The 15,838-nt window shown below is 36.0% G+C and carries 17 protein-coding genes and 3 pseudogenes; 1 reads left to right on the top strand and 19 read right to left on the bottom strand.

The features are described 5' to 3' along the window. Positions 1–3 precede the first annotated feature (3 nt). The 8 genes from MHH60_RS14080 to MHH60_RS14045 form a co-directional block, all read right to left on the bottom strand. Positions 4–246, bottom strand: a complete 243-nt coding sequence (locus MHH60_RS14080; protein ID WP_076133544.1) for a phosphopantetheine-binding protein — start codon at positions 244–246, stop codon at positions 4–6. Positions 247–248: 2 nt separating this feature from the next. Continuing rightward, positions 249–1,352, bottom strand: coding sequence for a nucleotidyltransferase family protein (locus tag MHH60_RS14075; RefSeq protein ID WP_076133545.1), 1,104 nt, complete (start codon positions 1,350–1,352; stop codon positions 249–251). Then, complete coding sequence (locus MHH60_RS14070) at positions 1,324–2,349, bottom strand: hypothetical protein (protein ID WP_076133546.1); 1,026 nt, start codon at positions 2,347–2,349, stop codon at positions 1,324–1,326. Before MHH60_RS14070 ends, MHH60_RS14075 begins: the two co-directional genes overlap by 29 nt. Before the next feature lie 30 nt (positions 2,350–2,379). Further along, entirely contained in the window at positions 2,380–3,141 is a 762-nt protein-coding gene (locus tag MHH60_RS14065) for an SDR family NAD(P)-dependent oxidoreductase (RefSeq protein WP_256715056.1), read from the bottom strand. Positions 3,142–3,187: 46 nt separating this feature from the next. Continuing rightward, entirely contained in the window at positions 3,188–4,396 is a 1,209-nt protein-coding gene (locus MHH60_RS14060) for a methionine adenosyltransferase (protein ID WP_076133548.1), read from the bottom strand. Positions 4,397–4,441: 45 nt separating this feature from the next. Then, entirely contained in the window at positions 4,442–5,539 is a 1,098-nt protein-coding gene (locus MHH60_RS14055) for an inositol-3-phosphate synthase (RefSeq protein WP_076133549.1), read from the bottom strand. 499 nt (positions 5,540–6,038) lie between these two features. Beyond that, positions 6,039–6,296: an acyl carrier protein gene (locus tag MHH60_RS14050; protein WP_179088856.1), complete on the bottom strand. Its 258-nt coding sequence runs from the start codon at positions 6,294–6,296 to the stop codon at positions 6,039–6,041. A 14-nt stretch (positions 6,297–6,310) separates the two neighbouring features. Further along, entirely contained in the window at positions 6,311–7,432 is a 1,122-nt protein-coding gene (locus MHH60_RS14045; RefSeq protein ID WP_076133551.1) for a hypothetical protein, read from the bottom strand. Positions 7,433–7,676: 244 nt separating this feature from the next. Here MHH60_RS14045 and MHH60_RS14040 point away from each other — a divergent pair, with 244 nt between their 5' ends. Next, the gene (locus MHH60_RS14040) at positions 7,677–8,420 is read left to right on the top strand and encodes a helix-turn-helix domain-containing protein (RefSeq protein ID WP_076133552.1); all 744 of its coding nucleotides are present in this window, start codon (positions 7,677–7,679) and stop codon (positions 8,418–8,420) included. 1,163 nt (positions 8,421–9,583) lie between these two features. Here MHH60_RS14040 and MHH60_RS14035 read toward each other — a convergent pair. The 11 genes and pseudogenes from MHH60_RS14035 to sigK (MHH60_RS13990) form a co-directional block, all read right to left on the bottom strand. After that, a pseudogene (locus tag MHH60_RS14035) lies at positions 9,584–10,058 on the bottom strand (sigma-70 family RNA polymerase sigma factor); the annotation flags it as partial. Positions 10,059–10,204: 146 nt separating this feature from the next. Then, complete coding sequence (locus MHH60_RS14030; RefSeq protein ID WP_076133554.1) at positions 10,205–10,741, bottom strand: tyrosine-type recombinase/integrase; 537 nt, start codon at positions 10,739–10,741, stop codon at positions 10,205–10,207. 1,085 nt (positions 10,742–11,826) lie between these two features. After that, positions 11,827–12,323 (bottom strand): annotated as a pseudogene (gene sigK, locus MHH60_RS14025) (RNA polymerase sporulation sigma factor SigK); the annotation flags it as partial. Positions 12,324–12,525: 202 nt separating this feature from the next. Further along, positions 12,526–12,657, bottom strand: coding sequence for a hypothetical protein (locus tag MHH60_RS14020; RefSeq protein ID WP_256715057.1), 132 nt, complete (start codon positions 12,655–12,657; stop codon positions 12,526–12,528). 661 nt (positions 12,658–13,318) lie between these two features. After that, positions 13,319–13,711, bottom strand: a complete 393-nt coding sequence (locus tag MHH60_RS14015; RefSeq protein WP_076133557.1) for a DUF5071 domain-containing protein — start codon at positions 13,709–13,711, stop codon at positions 13,319–13,321. A gap of 63 nt (positions 13,712–13,774) precedes the next feature. Beyond that, positions 13,775–14,155 carry a DUF5071 domain-containing protein gene (locus tag MHH60_RS14010; protein WP_076133558.1) on the bottom strand — a complete coding sequence of 127 codons (381 nt, stop codon included), beginning with the start codon at positions 14,153–14,155 and terminating at the stop codon, positions 13,775–13,777. 192 nt (positions 14,156–14,347) lie between these two features. Next, the gene (locus MHH60_RS14005) at positions 14,348–14,545 is read right to left on the bottom strand and encodes a hypothetical protein (RefSeq protein WP_076133559.1); all 198 of its coding nucleotides are present in this window, start codon (positions 14,543–14,545) and stop codon (positions 14,348–14,350) included. Between the two features lie 59 nt (positions 14,546–14,604). After that, positions 14,605–14,829, bottom strand: a complete 225-nt coding sequence (locus MHH60_RS14000) for a hypothetical protein (protein WP_143766630.1) — start codon at positions 14,827–14,829, stop codon at positions 14,605–14,607. Further along, on the bottom strand, positions 14,795–14,950 hold the full coding sequence (locus tag MHH60_RS33270; RefSeq protein ID WP_179088857.1) for a hypothetical protein: 156 nt from the start codon (positions 14,948–14,950) through the stop codon (positions 14,795–14,797). Before MHH60_RS33270 ends, MHH60_RS14000 begins: the two co-directional genes overlap by 35 nt. Next, entirely contained in the window at positions 14,935–15,129 is a 195-nt protein-coding gene (locus MHH60_RS13995) for a hypothetical protein (protein WP_076133560.1), read from the bottom strand. The genes MHH60_RS33270 and MHH60_RS13995 overlap by 16 nt, the downstream gene beginning before the upstream one ends. A gap of 156 nt (positions 15,130–15,285) precedes the next feature. Next, positions 15,286–15,810, bottom strand: a pseudogene (gene sigK / locus MHH60_RS13990) (RNA polymerase sporulation sigma factor SigK); the annotation flags it as partial. Between the last annotated feature and the right edge of the window lie 28 nt (positions 15,811–15,838).

Below are 15,838 nucleotides of genomic sequence, written 5' to 3'. Positions count from 1 at the left end.
ATGTCACCCTCTAATTCGGGTGATTATATTATAAATGGACTTAATTGTTTTGAAATTATTCATTTCTAGATACTCATCATCAAATTCTATATTGAATTCCTTTTCCAAACCGACTATTAAATGAGTCAGGTTGAGAGAATCCATACCGATAAAAGTCAGGTCATCCCCATTGTCAATGTCCGCAACATCAACTGCCAAGTCTTCTGCAATATATTCATTAATAACTTTTCTAATTGTAGAAATCATTATTATCGCTCCATTTCAAAAAATAGCAAATCCTCTTTTTCACTCCATAATCGATCCTGGATAGATCCGTTCCAGCATACAATTTGATTGTTTTTTCCAAATGCGCAGTTAAGATCATCCCTAACCATGTTACAGCCTAATTCATTCGCTATTGTTGTTCCGAATAATCGGTCCGTATGCTGTAAAACCCAAGAAACTCGGTTGCGAAGTTCATCGTCTTCCTCAAGCAGAAATGAAAGTGGCTGCAAGATAAAGTCCTTATAGTTCAGCCAAAACAACAAAATGTCATTAAACATATGAAGCCTGATGCTTATATTTCTATTGATCAATCGGTACGACCATGCGTGCCTATATAAATGTAAAATGATATATAAAAAATGATACTCATACCGGAGAGTAGGGATGTTGATTCCCTTCGTTACTTCGCAATTCATTAACTGGTCGGGAGCCAAAAAATTATTAGAAGATTCCTCTCCTTTATTGATCCAGTCCGAGTTTGTAGTAATATCAATTTTTATCACGGGGTATACAGAATCCCCAGTTAATACCAAATGCTCCGGCAAATGATCTTTGGTTAACTGAAATAACAAATACTCTTTCCTAGAATGTGGTTTATACGTATTTGTTAAATAATCCATCCTGCCTGATAGAATGTGATGACTAGCCAGTAATACACAAACCCTTTCGTATTCCTTTTGGTCAATCACGAAATCAACATCAAAAATTTGCTTGATACATTGATTTCTATAAATCTGATTCTCTAGTACTAATCCTTTTACGACAGCATATTTAACATTGTGTTCTTCAAATATTGAAGTTATTTTTTGAATATGTTGATAAGTAAGTTTGGTCCTGTTCGCATTCGAATAGTAATGATTAGACATAAAATCCCTTATATAGAACGGAATCTTATCAAAGTCGGGACAATTTTTAAACGTGCACCACATCAATGGCAGCAACTTATGTTTAATGGATTGTTCAATCACAACGGACCAATCTACCGAATCAACCTGTATCAATTCATTTATTGCATCATAGGCATTGTGGTAAAACGCGCCTCCCACACTCTCAAGGATTTTATAAGATATCTGAGTATTTTTTTTCATTGTGCATCGGATCCTTCCTTAGTATAAGAGACATAAAGTTAATAAGCTCCTCTTTCGGAGTTCTTGCTATATCGATACCGCGCTCGTAAGCAACTCTTCCCACCAAATACATAAATTTCGCATCAGTTTTGTGCCTGTATTCTTCTTCCGTAGCAATATTCACCATAAAAATGATCATGCTTTTCATCTTTGCATTAACCTCATTTGACCACTTATCGGTCTCTTCCCTAAGAATACGATATATTTTCTTAAGCTGATTGTTCCGATTTTTTCGCAAGAATTGCAGCTCCGAGGTAATATCTTCAAAAGATAATGTTGCTAGAATTTTTTTCAACCGAAGATCGACACTCTGTCTACTATCAAAATAAGGTTGATAAAAATTCCAATCTACAAAACGTGTATACAACAGCTCATTTTGGCGGTATTCTTCTATCCTATCATCGCATATTTGTCCCTTTAGGATATCGCGGCAAATGGAAAGCTCCTTCATTCTATATTGGTTTCTATGAGGCTCTACGCTCGAAATTAAAAAATCGTCCAAACTATACTTGCTATCATAATATTCCTTTATTTCACTATTAAAATAATTTACAGGTAATGCAATATTGAAAAAAGCGTAGCTTTGAGCAGTTTGATAGAGGTAGAAATTCTCGTTCAATAATTTTTTGTCTATGTGTTGATATTCAATATATGTCTTTAAGTTTTGTTCTGTAATCTTTTGATAAGTAAACAATGTTTCCCTCATATTCCTTGTAAAACAATCCATTAATCTTAGGTCGCGCTTAAACATCTCGTGTAATTTCGAATAAAAGGAGAGCCATTCGTCGATTTCGATGCTAATTAGATTATTGTTTATAGAATAATTATTAAAGGGAGTATAGTTCCAAAATATCTTTGGTAACTGAGCATAAGAATTTAATATAGATTCTCTGATATAATCAATTTTTATATTTCCCGAGTTAAAAATAAAATAGTCCGATTTTAATTCCATCGTCATAGAAGGCCCTCCTTTCTTTCATCTGACGAATTATACGATTGTGTATCCACCATCAACCATAAGATTTTCACCGGTAATAAAACTTGCTTCGTCGGAAGCAAGAAATAACACCGCTTTTGCAATTTCGCCTGGGTCAGCGACTCTATTCAATACATGTTTACCACCAATTTCGGGATGCTTATCCGCACCGTGCCGATCAACATTATACTGTCTTCCAGTGTGGAAGGCATTATTTTCCGTCCATACAGTTCCTGGACAAACGTTATTAACCCTAATGTTGTAGGGAGCTAAATCTAAAGCCAAACATCTAACCATGTTGACCAAAGCTCCTTTGGTTGTATTGTAGGTTAAATACTCAGGTTGCGCGATAAAACCTGAGGTCGAGGCAATATTAACAATTGAGCCTTGACCACTTTTTTTCATTTGTTCTGCACTGTACTTCGCACAAAGTGCGTAGCCAATCACATTCGTCATAAACATCTCTTGCCACTCTTCAACACTTGCCTCCAGTCCTTTGATGATGAACTTAGCCGCACAATTTACCAGAATATCAATTTTTCCGAAATGACCGATTGATTGTTCCACTAATTGTTTGATAGAGACCTCATTTGATATATCTGTAATAATGTAAGCACAGCGTTTTCCGTTCTTATTGATTTCATTTTCCAATACCTTGCTCTTCTCTTCATCAATGTCTGCAATAATTACGTTAGCCCCTTGATTAGCAAACTCTAAACAAACTGCTTTCCCAATCCCCTGCGCTCCACCAGTGATAATAGCTGTCTTATTCATTAGTCTCAAAGTTCAACACACTCACATTCATATGATTATTCTCCACTTACCACATTGTGATGTCTCCATAAATAAATTCTCCTGAGATTCCATGAACCTCTCTCAATGATTCTTCGACGATACGTCTGATATTTTCTCTTTCCAGTTCATTATCATCCCAGTCCTGGATATGTACGGAAACATGGTCAGGTTGTTCCAAGGGTGCTTCTTTGGATGTGAAAATATGCACTTCGTTTGGTTTTCCAATTTCTTGGTATATTTGTTTTGACAACTTTTCCCCTAAATATCCATATATTTTCCCTGTATGGTCTAATGGGTTTTTACCGGATGGCGCTTCAATGCTCATCGATCTCATAGGGCAAATAAGTCCATTAATTCTATTTCCACGTCCTACTACCCCAACATCACCTGTATCCGCAACACTTCCTAAAGCCGTTAAATAGTATTTTCCATTCTTATCCTGTGGATTAATCGTTAATTGAACTTCTCTTGCAAAATTATCATATATGAAAGTCATTATATCTTTATAAATTTGATTTTTGAGTTGGAAATAGGTATCCACCGAATCTACTTTTCCCGCAATGAAAGGCAGATTGATCAACAACTTGTACTCCTCGTATTCTCTACTTCCGACCAGTTTCACATCCCAACCCGTTTCAGGAAATCGCTCCTTGAACAATTTCCCATTAATATATTGCTCTGTATAAAGAACCAACATTTCAAGCGTGCTTAAAGGCGTATAACTTGATAATAAATTACAATCATTAGAAACCAAATCAGTACGATCAAGGGAAGCTAAATCTTCCAATATCATCGGCTGATAACGAGAATTGCTACGACCTGCACCATGGTAGTTCACAATTTCATCAACGACTACAAGATGTTTCGTTGCATCAAATCCTGTGAGGACCTCGCCAAGCACGTCCTTGGCAGCTTTAAATAAGATATTGTATAAAGGGATGTTGTCGTTACTGTATGTTTTCGCTCCCTTTCCTGCAAAAATCACCTTATAAGGTTTAATCAGTTCGCCTCTCCCAAATTCTATCTGCGAAAGGCCTCCGATCAGCATGACCTTATCAAACCAGTGATGTGCCACTCTCCCATATGTATCCATGAAATACTGTGAGTAATACCTTGAAGCACGTTCAGCTATGGCATCGCATATTGTATCAGGGTGACCTACACCCTTTCTTTCAACTAATTCAAACGACAGTTTTTCTATATTCGTTTTCTTATCCTTAATAATATGGATCATTTAAAATCCCCTCTATCTCCGAAATTAAATTAATGTAATATCCTCTTATTGATGCTGAGGCACGTAACTGTCAATGAACTTTCTGAAGGATTGCAAAGCTTCAGACTCAGTTGCTCCAATAGTAGGACTCTTAAACATGAAAGCGCCAACTTCGTTTACTACACCCGCATAACCTTGTAATAATGCGATCTTTGCCACACGAATGGCATTGATAATAACTCCTATGGCATTCGGACTGTCCTCAACCTGTAACTTAAGCTCAATTGAAATATCCGAATCCAATATAGATTTACCTTCAATTCTTAAATAGCAAATCTTTGTGTCTTCAAGATATTTCACAAAACCATTAGGACCTGCAGACACATCTTCTGCATTAATTCCCGCTGCAGAAAGTGCATTCTTCTTTGAAATTTGTTTACTTTCTGATCTTCCAGGAGCAGTCAAGTTGTAAAAGTCCATATTTCCGCCGAAATTTAATTGATAAGTATTGTTAATATCAATACCGCGAGATTTAAATAATTCTATCAAAGCAGTATGTAGTGTTGTGGCCCCAAGGTGACTCCTTAAGTCATCCCCCAGCAACGGAATACCTATCTCTTTGAATAGATTGGCGATTTCTTCATCCCTTGCTATTAGCTCAGGTGTCGAATTAATGAAGGCAACTTTCGCTTTCGCGGCAGCCCTGGCGTAAAACTTGCAGGCTTCCGATGCACCCGTCGGTAAAAAGCAAACCAAAATTTCACTTCTCGATCTAATCAATTCTTCGGCAACATCATCAATTGATTTGTTGTAGCAATCAACATGCGCTGTAATAACCTGATTCAAATAACCATCAAGTCCATCCAATAATGGACCGGCCAATACTTTTACATTAGTTAAGGGAACATCGACATATTTCTTCGGAGCATTCGGTTTTACAAAAATAGCTTCTGATAAATCTAGGCCAACTTTATTCTGGTCGATCTCAAAAGCACAAACCATCTCCACATCCGATACCTCAAAACCTCCGATTTCCGGACACATTACACCGCTTAGCGACGGTTGGTTTAACTCCTTATTTCTTTTTGAATCTTCAATATGTTGAACAAGAATCGATGCGTTTGAACCAACTCCAGCGATTGCAACCCGAATAGAATTTTTCATTATATAAAATCCCCCTCATTATAAAAATAGATGTCTCACAGATTAATTCAATTCCATTATCCACTTATAAACAAAAAAATAATAAAATAATAATTTAGCCTATTTCACTAGATGAGTTGTTATTTGAGTCACACACAAAAATCAATCTTTCGCTTCACTCATATTATGTGCTCTAATAATCTCACATTTCTGAAAACCCCAATTTATTACAGTTGATGTTAGTTGAATTAATTAATTATGGGCAACTATAGCACCTTGCTTATTTCATTTCTTCGGTGACTCTATAGTGAACAAATCCCCCCTTTAAGTCCGGGGTTTCGTTTAGGCCATTTGTATATTTCAAATAAATTTTCCGATTTCTTCCGATCGTTTTCAATTAATATTTTTTGAATTTGCTTTTACTCGCTTGAATACTCATGAATTTGTTAGTCATGAAGACTTAATCGGCAAACGTGACGTCAAACTTCGTTTCTAAAGTATCCAATACTCAACTTTCGGCTCATTGTTCTCCATACTTTCCTGAGAGTAAGATAGCAATCTTTTTTATAGATGAAAAGTTATCAATCAATAAATCATCGTCATCAATCTGAATATCAAACTCAACTTCTATACTCACAATCAACGCAATCATTTTGAGGGAATCTAAGCCCTCATCTCTCAAATCTGTTTCACTACCGACCTCAACCGTTCTGTTAAATACCTCACACAATTTTTTTGTTATCAATTGCTCCAATAGCGCACTCTGTGGAATTGTCAAAGTAACTTCTCCCTCTACATGTTCACTTCGGGCCAATTTTTCAAATCACGGCCATTAATATCTACTAACGCTTCTTTCCACCGATCAATTCCGAATGCCACGCAGCCAGAGTATAATGCCAACCCATCATAATCTTTTATTTCGTACTTGGAACAGAGCATATCCAGACAGTAATTAAAGGATGCAATAGAGACTTCTTTGCCACTCAATGTTGTAACGATTAGTTCATACTTCGCATTACTCATCATCTGATAAGTTCCTTTTGTCTTCAAATCCTGGCTAAAAAAGAACGGGTCAGTAGCAGTCTCAATCCTTCCATTAAGACCTTTGGACTCAAATAAATTCCATACGTCATCCATAATCTGATTACGCATTTGAACTACCCAGTCTTCCCTTCCGACAAATACAATTTCCCGCATCGTAAACTCATTTTTTCTGTAGTTATCCTTTCTCCATTCGATTTCATGACGAAAACATTTTCCTTTTCCAGTGAGCACTATTCCATCTGATAACCTTTTTCCTTGAAGCTCTTCATAGCAGTGATAGCAAATGCAAGGCTGTAAAACCTCACCCTGGGAAACTAATGATTCTTCATAAGAATTTTGTTCCGCCTTAATTCGGAAGTTTTTTATGGCTTTGTAGTTATGCGGCACGGATGTAACACCATATATGTTCTGTGGGAAGTGAATGTGATATTGATTACGAATCATATTCTTTTTATTCAGCACAGTTGGATAATCCCTCAACTCCGCATCATACTTTATTGCAATTCGAGTAAATTCTTTATCCAGACGTTCGAGCAGTAAAATATCAGACTCATCCATATATGGTGACTGAATTGCAGTGCTTTCTTTTGGTTGCAATCGTATGTAGTGATCTGAACTCAAGTTGTTTGTTTTTTCCCGTTTTTTTATTACACGTGTATTTCCAAGAGTGCTGCACAAATCTTGATATGATTCTCTCAATTCAGTCATTTGTATTAAATTTAAATCACGATCATTCAGAGTTAGGTTAATGACTTTATCATCTTTGTTATAAGACATACCCGTTATTGTTTCTGATAAGTAAGGAATTCTCTCTAGCAAACTCTCAACCTTATCAAGGAGTTTCTCTGGTATGTCAAATGATACATTCATAAATGTTTCCCCTTTCTGTAACCAACGCTTCAGTGCTTCTTCTTAATAAGTAGAACTGCTATTCTCCTGTCAGTTTGAAGGATTATCGATATAAAATTAGATGGGCAGGAAGTATGAAAATAACTCTAAAAAAGCATATATCAAACTTCATTTACAAATATAACCTCGATAATATAGACTTACAATACATTATGTAGAATACAAACACATGTAAAATATTATTTTTTTTAAATGGAGGATTTAAGTGAGAATAAACACAATTATATCTGGCGTCGTGATATTCCCCGGAGAATCAGAAAAATGGTTTACCAATAAGAACGATTACATTTATATCAAATCTGATGGCGATATAAATGTGCGCTATAATAGAATAAGTACTAAGTTGACTGAAGATATGTCAGGATTATATCAATGCCGCTACGGTCCATTTACTATTCAAAATATCGGTAAACGCCCTGTCAATTTACAAATAATTAAATTCACTTGTGAGATTAGAATGCAAAAGGATTTTTTCGCAATCGACTTTGATCAAACGCCATTTGTATCTGTACTAACCAATAGGCAACCTACTGAAGTAAATTACTCAGACATTATAAAGGTCTTAGAAAATATACAAAAGCCCCAGCCATTTCAGGAGAGCAGAGACCATATAGACCCAAGATTAATTCACTTAAACAGATACATCAGAAAAAACTATAAATCAGCAATAACCCTCCAGGAGTTAGCCGATTATGTTGGCGTACATCCTACATATTTAAGTAATACTTATTCGAAGGTGTTTAAAATACCGCCGATTTATTTTGTTAATCAATTGAGAATGCAAGATGCTATGGATTTACTGGTTCAGCCTGACTTGACCATAAATGACATATCGACAATGGTTGGTTATAACAGTTTGTCACAATTTAGTTCGATTTTTAAAAGATTTTATTCAAAATCTCCAAGAGAGTATAGAGAAGAAGCATTAATTAAAAATCATTTCCATTAAACTACAATTGAGAATAACCGATATTTTTAATTCTATATAGGCATTAGCACCTATTTTAATCGTTCACGTACAATATGAAATGAAATCGAATGGTATAGTAATAGCAACCGTACCAAACTGGCTGATTCACTTGAACTTGCTTACGAACAGCACTAAGCCATCACCAAATAGACAAGGCTGACTTAGCCCAATCGTAAAGTACAAACTCTTCTAGTGCCCCCTTTGGGGTCGTAGTTGGAAAATAGGTAATAGACCGTAAAACCAACCAATTCGAGGTAAGGATCAGGATTGTATATGTTCGTGATTTGACTACGTAGAAGGCATTCATCTCTTGTGAATTGTCCACAAAGGAACATATACTGTGCAGGTGCGCCGGGCTTTGCTCCTTTTGGCCTCTGCCCAAAAGATCAAAATTCCAGAAATTACACCATATTTGTGGCGAAATCATTCGCCAGACGAAATTTACAAATAGGGGAGCCACAAGTGATGCGAGGATTGAAAAAAGGTCTTTTTTGCTAGTCAACATCTCCCGGGTATGTCTGTCTATAATCACCTTTATCAATTCCAATCTTCCCTTAACTTTTATACGGGTTCAGCTTAACTAGACGTCCAGCGCGGGGCTCATCAGGATCATTCGGTTCTAACTGGTCTACATTTAAATTGACGAGGCTTTCTCGGCATATTCCACCGGAGATTAGCAAGTTTCATATTCCAAAGACTTGCGGTGACTGGGTTTATTAGGTCAAAAAAAGAAGTACCTCCCCAAATCTCGAAGTAGTAGTTACTACACTGCACACCGAGAAGAAAAGATGAACTCCCGATGTATTCTATTTGACAAGAAAATCTGTTTTCCTTGGAGTAACTATTAGTAATGTCTCCAGATATATGCTTGTTTCTTTGAAACACTGGAACGATGATTTATTCGATATTCATCCGAATCGTGTGAGATTTCGGAGGAGCTGGGGATCTCACGGAGGACGCTAAGGCCAGCAAATACAAGGGCAGCGGTCAGTTCGTGAGGCAATAAAAAGTAACGCTGTCGCAATGTTTTTCGTCAATCTCAACCAAACCCTAGCATTTATATTTATCCATAAGTACTCTAAATAAAAGAGACTGAGACTCTAAAAAAGTCTCGGTCTCTTTTATTGTTACCGCTTCGCCTTCTAAAACTCATGATAAAGCTTCATCAGCGCCCTTTTCTCAATCCGCGAGATCCCGAGCTCCTTCGCGATCTCCCTCTGCGTCCGCTCTTCCCTGCCTGTATCTAATCCAAACCCGTCCAACCACAACTTCCTTTTCCCGATCATCCAGAATATCGAGGTTACGATATATCTTACTCTTCTCGATCTTCAAATCCACTTCCTTAACAATTTCATCTGCTTCGGAACCGAGGATATCGATAAGGGTGATTTCATTGCCTTCCTTGTCTGTCCCAATCGGGTCGTGGAGGGATACGTCTTTACGGGTTTTCTTCAGAGAGCGAAGTTGCATTAATATCTCATTTTCAATACAACGTGCGGCAAAAGTAGCAAGCTTCGTACCTTTGTTCGGGCGGGAACTCTCAATGGCTTTAATCAATCCGATGTTTTCTATGGATATTAAATCTTCCATATCTTCACCCGTATTATCGAATTTTTTAGAATTGTAAAAAACGGATACGTTTATTTGAAAACATGATGAGCACCCAATCCAGCCCCTACTAATAATTCATAAAAAGCCTTAAGGGGCTTCCCTTAAGGCTTTTTTTAAACTATGTTATCAGATTTCATATTCTGAAGAGATGATCATCTAATTTCATCTCTCTTTATATAGTTATTAAATAAATAATAAACTATACGCTTCGAATCTACCGAGTGAATAGATGGTAGCCCTATAGGCTTAACGTAAAATAGATCCTCATTTAGCAACTTTTTATGAAGTCTATATAGATCACTAAAGTGAAAATGATCTAAAGTATGCTTTTCAAGAATATCATGTAATTCTTTCGCCATCATTCTGACACTTATTCGTAAATTATTACTTCTTAAAAAGATCGGATCAGTATCCTTAGGTTCTTTCTCTCTTTTAAAACTAATGAGTTCCTTTATCAATTTTTTGGGAATTAACTTTACTATTCTACCATTCTTCTTATTAGAATAAGTAACTGTCTTTCTTTCTATGTTTAAATCATTCCAAGAAAGGCTAACTACTTCCGTAGCACGAAGACCAAGAAAATAACTGAAGAGCATAGCCATATAAAGTGTTTTGTTTTCTATTTTAATACAAGGTAGAGCCTTGAATAAAACCCTATGGTCTATAGGATACCTTATTGAAATCTCCATCAAAGATCACCCCAATCTCTTTTAATAATACTATCATTTCCACAAACAATAGATATGATACCTTTCTTACGATCGCAAATGTGTAAAACATACAATCATTAATATCCCCACACCAGAGTATTCGAATACTTAACACGATACCTTCCACAAAATCTATGTATCATCTTGGGGCCCTAAAGGGAATTGTTATCTGCATTCTATCCCTCAATTCAAGGCTTATCTTTCAGATTTGATTTTATTCGTTTTTTCAAATGACCTATAAAGATCTGACCAGGTTCAGAAAGATCGAATTTCTTGTTAACAGCTTTATGAATTAAATCGATTTCTTTAGCAAAATTGTAAGCATTGGGCCCAAAACTCCAGCTCCTCTTTAATGGTCTATAGTATTTGATTAGAATTTTCGTAGCCTCATCTTCCTCATATCCCAGAAGTTTAAGTTCACTAATCACGTCTTAAATGTAGGGTTTATCCATCATATGTTTACTTGTTGAATTGTTCATACATTCACCTCCAAGATCCCATATATTAGCTAGTGACTCAAAAATATGTTTTCATTATTTTCGTTTAATTTTTACAACGTTTCAACTCTTGTAGATATAAGTCTAGCGAGAGAATTATCACTACTTCTTTTTTGCTAACGATCATTTTAAGGTTACCTATCTAGAAGCTTATTCCTACACTCAAAACTATATTAAATCTAGGCATCATTTAAAGTATTCTTCTCACCACTTTATCTTTATTTCTCTACTTTTTTCATGAATTTTTATTAACTGATTTAGAACAAAAATTCGTTGAACTATATCTTCAGCTATAAAAAACTGTCTCTTAAAGTAATTTATTTGCTTCTGATATGGACCTTGGAACTTTTCATTATTTTCATATACATGTAACAATTGAATATGGAGATCATATATTTCTTTGTATGTCATAATAACACCCCTCAGCAGTAAAATAGTTGATTTTCTGAATATGCTTTTTTTATATTCATTTAGCCTAACTACTTGAATTAACAAAAAAGCAACTCCCTTGTTGGCAAGTCGCTTTTAAAACGCTCTACAGTGAATCTTTAGTTATTATCTAAGATCCTAGCGCTTCGCCTTATAAAACTCATGATACAGCTTCATGAGCACTCGCTTTTCAATCCGTGACACATAGCTGCGACTGATACCAAGCTCCTTGGCAATCTCCCGCTGCGTACGTTCCTCACCACCCGTGTCTAATCCAAACCGACCCACTACAACTTCTTTTTCCCGGTCATCCAGAATATCAAGGTTACGATAAATCTTACTCTTCTCAATCTTAAGATCCACTTCTTTAATGACATCATCAGCCTCGGAGCCAAGGATATCGATGAGTGTAATTTCGTTTCCTTCTTTATCAGTCCTGAAACATCCTTGCGGGTCTTTTTCAATGATCTTAAGTGCATGAGAATTTCGTTTTCAATACAACGTGCTGCAAAAGTGGCCAGCTTTGTGCCTTTGTTTGGACGGTAACTCTCAATAGCTTTGATCAGGCCAATAGTTCCGATGGAGATCAGATCCTCCATGTCTTCCCCGGTATTATCGAATTTTTTGAGGTTATGGACATGATATGATGTCATTAACAGAGTACCTATATAGAGTGATTTGATACAAACACATTTCCGCCATCCGGGAAAATGTGGATGTACTCCCGGGGGACTGCCTAGCAGTCTACTTCAACCTGGATATTGTGCACAATGGAGTGAGGAATCTCCAAATAAGAGGATAGATCTTAGATAGAAACAAGCCTGATGCGGTTTCGCATCAGGCTTGTTTGGTTTTTGGCGGCAGTAGCGGAGTCATTTGTCCGGCTTGGACCTTCTGAAAGGTTGTAAGATCATAAATCCCATGTTTCCCCAATTCCGTATAGTTCACTACATCCACAGCATATGCCACAAGGATCTTTAGTTACTGAGTTCAGGATTAACCTCTGGTAGCTCCATTTTCATTGTTAGAAATTACAGACATATTTTTGATTAATGAATCTCCACAGGAAAGACTAAGAGATGATATCTCAATTTTTCAACACGTGTAGAAAAAACAGAACAATATATCTATAAGAGGGCAAAAAAGAAACAAAAAACACTTAATATCGTATGATATAAATCAAAAAAGTTTCCTGCAATTGTAATATTTTCAATTTGTCTGTGGACTATTACTCTTCAAATCAGATAATCAAATGCTTGACTATGATTGGATGTGAAGATGTTATGGGTAAGAAATGATCAAAAAACTCACCACCCTACGATTGTTAGTCGCAAGGTGGTTGCAAGTATTTTTTTTGAATTTGTTCTATGACTTTACAAGAAGCGAGTTTAACTGTACCGCCTCTTCCTTTTTTTATGTTTATTAATGAATCTAAAGCTTGAATAAAATAGCCATGACCTAATTCTTACGTTCTAATAACGTATAGGTGAAACTAATTTCTTTGTTGTTTTTTTTCATAACTAGCGTGCATATTATCTAGAATATTTTCAAGATGCAAGAGTATCATCTATTGATAAAACAATAAACGTGCCAGCATATTGAAATATAGGAAATCACTCCTCAGTATACTTCATGTTTGATATAGAAGTGACAAAATATCGGCTGCCTCTTCGTCGACTAATTCTTGTTTTTCACGTTCAGTTGGGTTAAAGGCTAATCTTTTAAGATCAGCTTCCATCTCCGATAATACAGATTTCGGTAGATTTATAACCAACTTTACAAGTATTGAATATTTCCAACAGTCATCATCAGAAGCGAAAATTTTCCTGAGATGAGGAACTAATTCCCTGCCTAACGGAAGCAGCAACTTCCCAATTTCTTTTGTAGTAGGCCAATTTGCATCTGCAGTCCACTCTAATAAATCAGGAATAATCGGTTTAATTAAATTTGTATCTAATGCTTTTAATTTATTTACTGACTCGATATCCATTTTATCTTTCGGGATTAATCTTTTGATCTCCATCTTTATCCTCCTACAGCGAATATGAAGAAAAGTCTATTGAAATAACTAGCCGCGGTTCCATCCTTAAGCCTGAATTTTTTTTAACACTTCCTTAGCAGCTATATCAACTTCTAATTCCCTATCTAATGTAGTTGGGGTTTCAACAATTTTGATTAAACTGACTTCTAGTTCAATAAGAACTCCAATAGGAAACTGAGGCAATAAATATTCTAAAACATTTAATTTCCAATCACTTTCCTCCCCTTCGAATATCCTATTGATGAAAGGAATAAGTTCCTTATTAAAATTAAGTAATAACTCCACAACATCTTCAAATATAGGAAAATTCCTATCCTTTAAATATATCGATAACCCTTCAATCAGATCTAAAAGATCATTTTTATTTAATTGCTTTAATTTTTTAATACTCTCATAATCCATTTTACTTAGAGGTAAATTCCCCATAATTGATTTCCCTCCCTTTTTGGTAAAAAATTCATTTTTTCAATCAAATCTAAAACTATTTATTGAACTTGGACTGGAACTGATATTTTCATTAGTATTTCTGTTAAATAGTATGGATCATTATTAGCATTTGTTTTTGAGTTCATCCAAAGTTGGTGTTCATATGGATCTTTTGCGGAAATAAGGTAGTGTTTAGGATTTATTGGCATCTTTTTCTACTAAAAACACTTCCTCTTTCTTCACTGCCTCTACCGTTGTCATAGCCGCTTTATTATTGTTGGCCATAATATAAGTAAAAAAGGAGAGCACGTTTTCATCAGTTACTGGCCTTGGAGTTAACTGATACAGAAGATCTGTAAATAATTGTTCCTTCTTTAACTCGATTTTCATTGGCTGAGTCAACCACTAAACTTGTTGCCACAATGGTCCCCGCTATTTGGGTTAACCCCTTAATTATCGATCCAGAAGAACTTCCTGGAAAAGGTAGCAACTTCATTTCTTAATATGACTACTCCAGCCAAAGCTACTTTTGTTTCTTTTTCTTTGTTATAAATATTTACAAGTTGAGCAGTTGATTTATTAGGATATTTATCTTTGATTCTATCTGGTACATAAATACTATCAAGATTAGTACATCCTTTAGAATGTGAAAAATTTCCCATCGGCTGATTCACAATAATTCCCCGTCGGGTCAGTATATATCAACGGGTTATTATGCACATAAATATAAAGGTTCTGACTCAGCGGATTATCAATCTCCCCTTCATACGTATCCTCATTTAAAAACCGCCCCATACTCGGATCATAATACCTAGCCCGTGTATTTTTAGAAAAGAGCCTTGACATCCGGTTCGGACATTGCATAATACCTTCAGCAGGTCGATTTGTGTCTGATATGGACCTTGGTACTTTTCATTATTTTCATATACATGTAACAATTGAATATGGAGATCATAAATTTCTTTGTATGTCATAATAATACCCCTCAGGAGTTAAAAAGATAATTTTCTGAACATGCTTTTTTTATGTTCATTTAGCCCAACTACTTGAATTAACAAAAAAGCAACTCCCTTGTTGGCAATTCGCTTTTAAAACACTCTATAGTGAATCTTTAGTTATTATCTAAGATCCTAGCGCTTTGCCTTATAAAACTCATGATACAGCTTCATGAGCGCTCGCTTCTCAATCCGTGACACATAGCTGCGACTTATAACAAGCTCCTTGGCAATCTCCCTCTGCGTCCGCTCTTCTCCACCCGTATCTAAGCCAAACCGCCCAACCACAACCTCTTTTTCCCGGTCATCCAGAATATCAAGGTTGCGGTAAATTTTGCTCTTCTCAATCTTAAGATCGACTTCTTTAATGACATCGTCGGCTTCGGAGCCAAGGATATCGATAAGTGTAATTTCATTACCTTGCTTGTCTGTCCCAATTGGATCGTGCAGAGATACATCTTTACGAGTCTTCTTCAAGGATCTTAGGTGCATCAGAATTTCGTTTTCAATACAACGGGCAGCAAAAGTGGCCAGTTTTGTCCCTTTGTTCGGGCGATAGCTCTCAATGGCTTTGATCAGGCCAATGGTGCCGATGGAGATTAAATCCTCCATGTCTTCTCCGGTATTATCGAATTTTTTGAGGTTATGAGCAATTAATTGTTTAAGCATCCTTTAACTCAAAATATTT

The organism is Paenibacillus sp. FSL H7-0716 (assembly GCF_038002705.1).
Classification (GTDB): Bacteria; Bacillota; Bacilli; order Paenibacillales; family Paenibacillaceae; genus Paenibacillus_AQ; species Paenibacillus_AQ odorifer.
The sequence above is the reverse complement of the archived record's forward strand: the minus strand, read 5'-3'. Positions and strand labels throughout refer to the sequence as shown.

Bases quoted from the DNA above. Each gene is read 5' to 3' on its own strand.
- MHH60_RS14080 (WP_076133544.1), bottom strand. From the start codon at position 246: ATGATTTCTACAATTAGAAAAGTTATTAATGAATATATTGCAGAAGAC.
- MHH60_RS14075 (WP_076133545.1), bottom strand. From the start codon at position 1,352: ATGAAAAAAAATACTCAGATATCTTATAAAATCCTTGAGAGTGTGGGA.
- MHH60_RS14070 (WP_076133546.1), bottom strand. From the start codon at position 2,349: ATGACGATGGAATTAAAATCGGACTATTTTATTTTTAACTCGGGAAAT.
- MHH60_RS14065 (WP_256715056.1), bottom strand. From the start codon at position 3,141: ATGAATAAGACAGCTATTATCACTGGTGGAGCGCAGGGGATTGGGAAA.
- MHH60_RS14060 (WP_076133548.1), bottom strand. From the start codon at position 4,396: ATGATCCATATTATTAAGGATAAGAAAACGAATATAGAAAAACTGTCG.
- MHH60_RS14055 (WP_076133549.1), bottom strand. From the start codon at position 5,539: ATGAAAAATTCTATTCGGGTTGCAATCGCTGGAGTTGGTTCAAACGCA.
- MHH60_RS14045 (WP_076133551.1), bottom strand. From the start codon at position 7,432: ATGAATGTATCATTTGACATACCAGAGAAACTCCTTGATAAGGTTGAG.
- MHH60_RS14030 (WP_076133554.1), bottom strand. From the start codon at position 10,741: ATGGAGATTTCAATAAGGTATCCTATAGACCATAGGGTTTTATTCAAG.
- MHH60_RS14015 (WP_076133557.1), bottom strand. From the start codon at position 13,711: ATGGAGATCAAAAGATTAATCCCGAAAGATAAAATGGATATCGAGTCA.
- MHH60_RS14010 (WP_076133558.1), bottom strand. From the start codon at position 14,155: ATGGGGAATTTACCTCTAAGTAAAATGGATTATGAGAGTATTAAAAAA.
- MHH60_RS14005 (WP_076133559.1), bottom strand. From the start codon at position 14,545: ATGAAAATCGAGTTAAAGAAGGAACAATTATTTACAGATCTTCTGTAT.
- MHH60_RS33270 (WP_179088857.1), bottom strand. From the start codon at position 14,950: ATGGGGCGGTTTTTAAATGAGGATACGTATGAAGGGGAGATTGATAAT.
- MHH60_RS13995 (WP_076133560.1), bottom strand. From the start codon at position 15,129: ATGACATACAAAGAAATTTATGATCTCCATATTCAATTGTTACATGTA.